This is a genomic window from Archangium sp. (assembly GCF_036388035.1).
GTDB lineage: Bacteria > Myxococcota > Myxococcia > Myxococcales > Myxococcaceae > Archangium.
On the sequence record NZ_DASVSO010000543.1, the window covers coordinates 1 to 8,429 of the forward strand.

6 protein-coding genes and 1 pseudogene are annotated in these 8,429 nt (G+C 69.4%); 3 read left to right on the forward strand and 4 right to left on the reverse strand.

Features of this window, described 5'->3' with window-relative positions; all coding sequences use genetic code 11:
- Both VF697_RS21825 and VF697_RS21830 read left to right on the forward strand, forming a co-directional pair.
- On the forward strand, positions 1–1,894 hold a 1,894-nt coding region (locus VF697_RS21825), incomplete at its 5' end, for a serine/threonine-protein kinase (protein ID WP_331097978.1).
- 10 nt (positions 1,895–1,904) lie between these two features.
- Positions 1,905–2,858, forward strand: a complete 954-nt coding sequence (locus VF697_RS21830) for an RluA family pseudouridine synthase (protein WP_331097980.1) — start codon at positions 1,905–1,907, stop codon at positions 2,856–2,858.
- A 59-nt stretch (positions 2,859–2,917) separates the two neighbouring features.
- On the opposite strand, the gene VF697_RS21835 is transcribed toward VF697_RS21830, so the two are convergent.
- The 4 genes from VF697_RS21835 to VF697_RS21850 all read right to left on the reverse strand — a co-directional run bounded on the left by VF697_RS21835 (position 2,918) and on the right by VF697_RS21850 (position 7,041).
- A complete protein-coding gene (locus VF697_RS21835) occupies positions 2,918–3,268 on the reverse strand; it encodes a hypothetical protein (protein WP_331097982.1) in 351 nt (116 codons plus the stop codon).
- The gene (locus tag VF697_RS21840) at positions 3,265–4,707 is read right to left on the reverse strand and encodes a hypothetical protein (protein WP_331097984.1); all 1,443 of its coding nucleotides are present in this window, start codon (positions 4,705–4,707) and stop codon (positions 3,265–3,267) included. The genes VF697_RS21835 and VF697_RS21840 overlap by 4 nt, the downstream gene beginning before the upstream one ends.
- 99 nt (positions 4,708–4,806) lie before the next feature.
- Complete coding sequence (locus VF697_RS21845; protein WP_331097986.1) at positions 4,807–5,985, reverse strand: macrolide family glycosyltransferase; 1,179 nt, start codon at positions 5,983–5,985, stop codon at positions 4,807–4,809.
- Between the two features lie 39 nt (positions 5,986–6,024).
- Positions 6,025–7,041, reverse strand: coding sequence for a glycosyltransferase family 2 protein (locus VF697_RS21850; protein WP_331097988.1), 1,017 nt, complete (start codon positions 7,039–7,041; stop codon positions 6,025–6,027).
- A gap of 123 nt (positions 7,042–7,164) precedes the next feature.
- Between VF697_RS21850 and VF697_RS21855 the strand changes: the two are divergent.
- Positions 7,165–8,429, forward strand: a pseudogene (locus tag VF697_RS21855) (hypothetical protein); the annotation flags it as partial.

Consider the following 8,429-nt stretch of genomic DNA (forward strand, 5'->3'; position numbering starts at 1 on the left):
TGCCTCCTTCTTCATCGCGATGGAGTTCATCGCGGGGCACGACCTGCTCTCCATCCTGCGCAAGTGCAAGAACGCGCAGGTTCCGCTGCCGCCGGCGCTCGCCGCGCGCATGCTCGCCGGGGCGTGCGAGGGGCTGCACTACGCCCACACCCGCAAGGACAACCAGGGCAAGCCGCTCAACATCGTCCACCGCGACGTGTCCCCCTCCAACCTCCTCGTCACCTACGACGGAGGCGTGAAGGTGTTGGACTTCGGCATCGCCAAGGCCGAGTCGCACAGCACCAAGACGGAGGCGGGCAAGCTCAAGGGGAAGTTCAGCTACATGTCCCCCGAGCAGATCCGCGCCGAGCCGCTCGACGCCCGCAGCGACGTGTTCGCGCTCGGCATCGTGCTGCATGAGATCCTCGTGGGCCGCCGGCTGTTCAAGCGCGACAACGAGCTGGCCATCCTGCAAGACATCCTGGATGGCGAGGTCCGCCCCCCCTCCGAGCTGCGTCCCGACGTGCCTCCGGAGCTGGATGAGATCGTCGCCAAGGCGCTCCAGAAGGACCGCAAGAAGCGCTACGCCAGCGCCCAGGAGATGCAGCTCGCGCTGGAGAAGTACCTGTCCGGCACGCCCCAGCCGCCCACGAGCGTCCAGGTGTCGCGGTTCATGATGGCCCTTTTCTCCGAGGAGCACGCCGCCTACCAGCGGCTGCTCCAGGAGCTGCCCACCGCCGAGCCCGAGCAGCTCGTCAACATCTTCGAGCAGGGGCACCGCACCTCCAACTCGCAGCTCTCGGGCTTCACCAACGCGAAGGCGCGTCCGGAGGGGGAAGCGCCCCCCGTGGAGGTCGTGGAAGAGGATGCGGTGCGCCGGCCCACCCGCCGCAAGGGGCTGGTGGCGGCGGTCGCCACCGTCGCGGCGGTCGCGCTGGCCGGGGTGCTCGCCTTCGTGCTGATGCGCCCACCGCCGCCCCCACCGGAGCCCATGGTGGGTGAGCTGACGGTGGAGAGTGCTCCGCCCGGTGCCACCGTGTTCCAGAACGGCTCGCCGACGGGGGTGAAGACGCCGGGCATCGTCCGGGGCCTGTTGCTCGAACAGGACCTCCGGCTGCGCTTCGAGCTGGAGGGCCGCGAGCCTCGCGAGGTGACGGTCCGGCTCACGAAGCAGTCCGCGAGCAAGAGTATCTCGGTGGAGCTGCCCCCCGAGCAGGCCAAACCCGGCGGGCTGGAGATCGTCACCGAGCCGCCTGGGGCGACGGTGGTGCTCGACGGCAAGTCCCAGGCCGGGGTGACTCCCCTGACGCTGTCCGAGCTGACCTCCGGGGTGGAGCACCTGGTGCGCGTGAGCCTCGAGGGCTACCAGGAGGAGGCGGCGACGGTGAAGGTGGAGCCCGGGGTGACGTCCCCGGTGAAGCTCGCGCTCAAGGCCCTTCCACCCCCCGAGCCGGCCCCCGAGACCGCCGCGGAGTTGCGCGGGAAGAAGTCGAAGCGGGAGAAGCTGACGGGCCAGGTGGTGCTCTCCAGCACGCCGGCGGCGGACATCCTGCTGGGGGCGAAGAAGCTGGGACGGACGCCCGCCACGGTGACACTGCCGGCGGGCAAGGTGGCGCTCACGCTCGTCAACGCCGAGCTGGAGCTGCGCCAGACGGTCTCGGTGGACGTCGAGGCGAAGGGCACGACGCGGACCGACATCACCTTCCGCAAGGGGAAGATCGCCGCCGATGCCACGCCCTGGGCGGACGTGTACATCGGCAACCGCAAGCTCGGCACCACGCCGCTCGCCCCGCGCGAGGTCTACGAGGGCAGCTACATGCTGCGTCTGGTGAACAGCGAGCTGGGCGCCATCAAGACGATGAAGGTGGTGGTGGAGCCGGGAAAGACCACCGTGGTGCGCGAGCGGTTGGAGTAACCAGGGAAGCATGAAGCGACGCACCTTCCGAGTCGATGCCTCCCATCCGGCTCGCCCCCTGGGCGAGGCCCTGGCGGCGGAGCTGAACCTTCCCCAGGAGGAAGCCGAGCGCCTGGTGAACGTAGGCGCGGTGTACGTGGCCGGGCGTCGGTGCCGGGACGCGAAGGCGAAGCTGTCCCCGGGGCAGGTGGTGACGGCGGTGCTGGAGGAGGGTGGACAGAGCCCGCTCGCGGCGGCGCCGGCCTCCGCGCCGGAGTTCCGGGTGCTGCACGAGGACGCGGAGGTCATCGCGGTGGACAAGCCCGCGGGGATGACGGCGCAGCCCACGGAGGGGAGGGTGGGGGACAGCCTGGTGGACAGGGTGGGCGCGCACCTGAATCGACCGGCGGGGCTGGTGCACCGGTTGGACCGGGAGACGTCCGGGGTGACGGTGTTCGGGAAGACGCCCGAGGCGACGACCGCGCTGGCCGAGGAATTCCGCGAGGGCCGGGCCCGCAAGCGCTACCTCGCGGTGGTGGGGCCCGTGGAGCTGCCGGCGCAGGGAGTCATCGATCTGCCGCTGTCGAAGGACCCCTCACGTCCGGGGCGCTGGCGCGCGACGCGTGCGGCGAATGGGATTCCCGCGCTCACGGAGTACCGGGTGCTGCACGCGGGGGCGGACTTCTGTCTGGTGGAACTGCTGCCCCAGACGGGCCGGACGCACCAGCTCCGCGCGCACCTGACGGCGCTCGGGGCGCCCATTCTCGGGGACAAGCGCTACGGAGGCGCGGCGCAGGCGGGAGGGATTCCGGCTCCACGGTGCCTGCTGCATGCGCAGGCGTTGGAACTGGCGCATCCGCACACGGGCCAGTCGGTGCGTTTCGAGGCCCCCGTGCCGGAGGATCTCGCGCGCTTCTTCACGTCCGTGGGGGTCGTTGCTCCCTCGGGAACGATTCGTCCGCTGGACGCGAGTGCTCGCGGGTAGAGGTGCTGGCGTGTTCGATGCAGTGCCCTGACTGCTGTACCGGGTACGCGCCATGGTTCCTAATCGACATCCAAGCTCCAATTGCCCGCATTCCAATGTTTCAACGCCTGGGATGCCTCAAAGGGAATCAGACCTTCCCCCTTGGCGGCTTCCTCTAAAACGGGCTTGGCTTGCTCTGGTCGCTCACTGAGCAGGAAAACCGCCGCATAGACCCGAACATCCATGCGCGGATGCACGAACAACGCCGCGAGTGCGTCCCGCCCTGCTTCGCCGTGGTCGCGCAATTTCTTGAAAGCAGCCGTGTAACGCTTGGCACACTTGTTCCCAAACTTACTGTCGCCACGCATGATTGCATCTGTTTGCGCGGCCACGTTTCGCGCGAACTCCTCTGCGATATTCTCCAGGGTCATTTCCAAATTCCCTTTTTGACATTCTCAATCACCAGCAGGCCAAACTCTCGCTGCGTCTCGTAGGGTTGGGTGCTGAGCCACTTTCTGACCGTCAGTTTTGTGGACCTGGTGATGGACGGTCGAATCGATGAATAGAAAGCACTCACATCGCGGTGTAAGTTCTTGTCCAACGCAATGACGTTCTCGGTGTTGTGCAGGGACTCGCCACCAAATCGGTTCACATTCCCGGGAGTCTGCTCCACGATGTGGTGCCATTGTTTCCCTTTATCCGCTGACCCCATGGCCGACTTGAAGCCACTAAAAGACCCCCACGCCCTGTGTCCATTGGCGAGGAGTCTACCTCTACCCGACGCAGGACTCCCAACGCCAAGGCTCTGGCCAGCCATGGCCACAACGTGAGGTGCCCCTACAAGGCGGATCGTGCCCTCGGGCACGGAGACAATGACGCGCTCGGCTCCGGTTGCCGCATCCAGCAGACGCAAGCCGGTACTCGCCGCGACCTTCTCTGATGCTTGCGCGAACCCGGGGAGCTTCGGGGCCTTGGATGCGAGCCCCGCCGTTTCACCTATCGCCGCCGTACCTACCAGCACGAGGATCCGCACACTGTTGGGGCCGATGACACGGCCAAACTGCTCGCCTATCTCGCGCAACTCCGCAAAGGTGGAGGCCCGGGGCGCATCTTCATAGAGCTGCGCATAGGCCCGCAGGAGATCGAAAAATTCCCACCCGAGATAACCCCACATGAGCACGGTGAACGCGAGGGCAATGCCCTTTGTCACCGGCTCGGGCACCGGCGCCAGCAATAGCACCATGTAACCCGCGATACTGATGCTCAGCAGTGTGAGCAACTGCGTGGGGTTGAGCATGGCCCGCACTTCCGCGTTCACGCCCTCCAGCGCGGGACCCACCGCCAGGGAAAGCGCGAGGCGGCGCTTGTCCTCATCCTGGAAGCGCGGCCCATCCTCAAACAGTGTCAGGCAGTCCCCTGGAGTGCCGCGCCGTTCGCAATAATGCCCGTAGGACTGTGCCAGGCCTGAGCGCCACGCTTCGCCGCTCAAGGGCGTGGAAGCCAACACCAACCTACGGCCGACATACAGCGGGGGGCGGGACGTGGCCACCCGCAGCGGCATGTCGAGCCAAAGCATTGTCAGGGCTGACGTCACCTCGGAGTCACTCACCTGCACCGGCGCGAAGTTCGTGGGCAGCCTGGTAAAGACAGCCTCTTCCGACTCCAGCGCTCCCGTTTGGGGGGCGTCGTGCCCCACGGACGGACGGTAATGGTACGCCGCGCCCATGGGGGCCTTCGTGGCGCACGCTGTCACCAGCATCAGCGCCGCCAGGGCCAGCGCCCCCACGCGCAAGGGCCGCCGTGGGCTCATGGGGCGTGAGTTGACGGACTCCTTGGACATTGTGGCGGTACAGCGCGACGACTTCGGCACCGGGGGGCTCCTTGCAAATCCTCCGCGTGGGCTCGCCCGCATGATGAGCCACGACGGGCTCCGCCGCGGCCGATTCACGCGGCGCAGATGAGGTCTGGGTCAGCCCTGGCGGGTGCGGAACTCGAGGATGGCCTCGGCGGCGCGGCGGTAGCCCCCTGACGCGCGCACCCCTTGCTGCAGGGTCCGCACCTTCGCTCGGAACTCCGGCTCCTGCGCGACCCGGGCCACCGCTTGCTGGAGCTGCTCCACCGTGACGGTCTGCTTGTCCAGGGCGAGCCCCAGACCCAGCTCGGCGACCCGATGGGCATTCAGGGGCTGCTCCGCCATCTGCGGAATGACCACCACCGGTACGCCGTAGGAGAACGACTCCATCAGGCTGTTCGCGCCACCGTGGGTGACGAAGACGTCCGTGCGCTCCAGGACCTCCAACTGTGGCACCGAGGGGCGCACCAGGAAGTTGTCGGGGATGGGCCCCAGCTCCGCCGCGTTCACCGCGTGCCCCGTGGCGAGCACCACGCGCCAGGGCGTCCCGCCGAACGCCGCGAAGCACATCCGGTAGAACTCGGGCCAGTTGTTGAAGATCGTCCCCAGCGAGATGTAGAGCGTCGGGCCTCCCGCGAGGTGCGCGAAGGGGAAGTCCCCGGCGTCCCCGCGCGGCCGGATGGACGGCCCCACGAAGAGGTAGCGCTCGTCGAAGGTGTCGCCCCCCGGCTGGAACGCGCGCGGCACGCAGACCAGGTTCAGCGGCTCCGCGTGGCCCATCATGCCCCGGAAGTCCGTCGGCGGCAGGCCGTACTCCCCCATCAGGGCCGCCAGCTCCTTGTTCGCCTGCTCGAACAGGCTCGGGAACGCCGCGGCCCGGCTCCGCATGAAGGCCGCGAACTGGCCCACCCCGGGGTCGATGGCCATGGTGGGGCGGAAGGTGATGGCGGGGAGCCGCAGGAGCTGGGCAATCATCCGCCCCCACAGGCACATCGGGTCATAGACGACGTAGTCGGGGCGATCCGCGCGGACGACCTCCAGGAGCTGGGCGAGCACGTGGCGGCTCTCGCCGGGCATGCGGGCCGGGAGAAACCCCACCGTGCCCGCCTTCAGGCCCTCCTCCACCGTGCTCTCGTAGCGGTGGAACCGCGCGCCCGCCCGCTCGACCTGGGGCCGGAACGCGTCCGTGAGGTAGTACGTGACTTCCTCCCCCAGATCGACCAGCTCCCGCACCACCGGCAACGTGGCGTTGACGTGCCCGTGAAAGGGGACGTTGAAGAAGGCTCCCTTGGCCATGTGCGTGCTCTCCGTGTCTGACTTCCGCGAGTCTCCAGCCTACGCGGCGCAGGTGAAGTGGAGGCCTTCAATCCAGCCGAGCCCGGTGAGCGCGCCTCGGATTTCGTCGCGGATTCCTCGTACGCCCACCGCCGCGATGAGGTGGGTGTCTTCTGGCGGTGCGCCCAGGGACTCCGGCGGGAACACCGGAATGCCGTGGATGCGCGTGCCCACCTTGCGGGGGTGCACGTCGATGAAGCGCTCCACGCGCGCTCCCTCCGCGAGCAGGAAGCGCGTGAGGGTGAGCCCTCCCGGGCCCGTGCCCCATACCGTCAGTGGACGTCCCCCCACTTCCCGGCTGCGTGCGAGGTAGCGCGCCTTCACCCAGATGAATCGTTTGTGCGCATACCTCGGGTCCGTCCGCGTCAGCCGCCCCGTGCTGTCCCTCCAGCGCAACAGCACCTCGGGCACGTTGTGCATCCCGTGGCCCAGGTGCATGAGCTTCAGCCACAGGTTGTAGTCCTCCGGGAAGTCGCCGTGCTCCCACCCTCCCGCTGCCACCACCGCCTCCCGCCGCAGGCACACCGAGGGGTGGCAGATGGGGCTCTCCACGAAGCGCTCGCGGTGCAGGCGCTCGGGGGTGGTGAGCCCGTTGAGCCACGTCGCGTAGTCCCTCATGGACGGGCTCACCGGCTGGTCCTCCCGGAACAGCTCCACCCCGGTGCCCACGCCCCCCAGGCTCGGGTCCGCCTCCAGCGCCGCGACGCTCGCCTCCAGGCGCCGGGGCAGGGCCTCGTCGTCCGCGTCCATTCGCGCCACGTAGGGGGAGGTGGCATGCGAGAGCGCGAGGTTGAGCGCGGCCACCAGCCCCCGGCCCCCTCCGTCGAGCACCTCCACCCGGGCGTCCCTCGCCGCCAGCCCCTGGAGCACTCCGCGCGTGCCGTCCGTGGAGCCGTCGTCCACCGCCAGCAGCCGGATTTCACGCAGCGTGCCTTCGAGCAGGCTTTCCACGGCCCGGGCCACGGTGGACTCGGCGTTTCGGGCGGGCAGGAGGACGGTGACGACCGGAGGCGACATCGCGTGTAGACTGCCCCACCCATGGGTGGCGTGAGAAACGGCAATGACGCCGGTTCGTCGGAGGCGGTCGATTCGCGCCAGCGCTCGCCCGCGGGTGTGTCTGTGTCCGGAGGTGGCTCCGAGGTGCCTGATGTCGTGGAGCGTCACCGGCGGACCGCCGCCCGTCTGCTGAACGAGGGGCAGGCCGCTCGGGCCTTTGGCGAGCTGGTACGGGCCAGCCGGGGCATGCCCATGACGCCGCGCCTGGCCGCGGTGCTCGTCGCCTTCTCCCTGCGCGCGGGCACCGAGGCCGCCGCCATCGCCCTCCTCTCGTCCGCGCTCGGCAACACCCGGGGGGACACCCGCCGCGCCGTGCGGCTGCAGCTCGCGCGCCTGCTGCGCCGGGTGGACCAGCTCCCCCGCGCCGTCGAGACGCTCCAGGCGCTCGTCGCCGAGTCCCCCGGAGATCGCCGCGCCCGGAAGCTCATCGAGGAGATCTTCCGTCGCATCAACCTCCGCGAGCAGACCCCCACCGGGCGCTCCGAGGCCATGCGGGACGCGGAGCCTCCCGCCCAGGAGCCTCCCCGGAGCGAGGCCGTCGAGGGCGGAACGCGGATTTATGGGACCGTCCCGGCCCCACCGCCTCCTCGGGGCGAGGTCGTCGAGGGTGGAACACGGCTCTATGGGCGCGTCGTGCCCGTCGTCCCCGTGGTTCCCTGGGAGGAAGATGAGCCCACGGCGGAGGCCGTTCGCCCACCCGACGCGCGCTTCCAGCCGCGTGCCCCCAGCGAGCCGCGCAAATCCCCCCCACGGCCCTCTCCCTGGTTGGAGGATGAGGTCACCTCCGAGGCGTCCGACCTGCCCGACGTCCTCGCGGGTGCTCCCGCCCCCACCCCGCGGGCGGACTCCTCCGAAGAAGTCTCCGACGATCGGCACGAGACCCTCGAGGTCGCCGCCCTCGGGCCGCAGGGCACCGCCGAGTCCTCCGCTCCGGCCGTCAGGCCCGAGGCTCCGTCCACTCCGCCATCGGGTGAGGCCCGGGCGGAGGCTCCCACGGCCTGGAGCCATGAAGAGGACGCCGGGCCCTCCCGCCCGCTCGTCCCCCGGCAGGAGAGCCCGGAAGACACCCGCATCGAGGCCCAGCTCATCGCTCGCCAGGCCTGGCGCGAGCTGGCCCAGTTCTACCTGGCCCGTGCCGATGGGGCGAAGGACCCGTCGGTTCGCGCCGAGTCCCTCACCCGGCTCGCCGAGGTGCTGGAGGACGAGCTGCAGGACCCCGCGGGCGCCGCTCGGGTGTACGGGCAGATCGTCTCCCTCACCGGGGACCAGACGGCGCTCGCGGAGCAGGTGCGCCTGCTGTCCCAGCGCGGCGATGCCGATGACTGGGCGGTGCGGCGCGTGCTCGACGA

Coding starts and splice junctions, on each gene's coding strand:
- VF697_RS21845 (WP_331097986.1), bottom strand. CDS start 5,985: ATGGCCAAGGGAGCCTTCTTCAACGTCCCCTTTCACGGGCACGTCAAC.
- VF697_RS21835 (WP_331097982.1), bottom strand. CDS start 3,268: ATGACCCTGGAGAATATCGCAGAGGAGTTCGCGCGAAACGTGGCCGCG.
- VF697_RS21830 (WP_331097980.1), top strand. CDS start 1,905: ATGAAGCGACGCACCTTCCGAGTCGATGCCTCCCATCCGGCTCGCCCC.
- VF697_RS21850 (WP_331097988.1), bottom strand. CDS start 7,041: ATGTCGCCTCCGGTCGTCACCGTCCTCCTGCCCGCCCGAAACGCCGAG.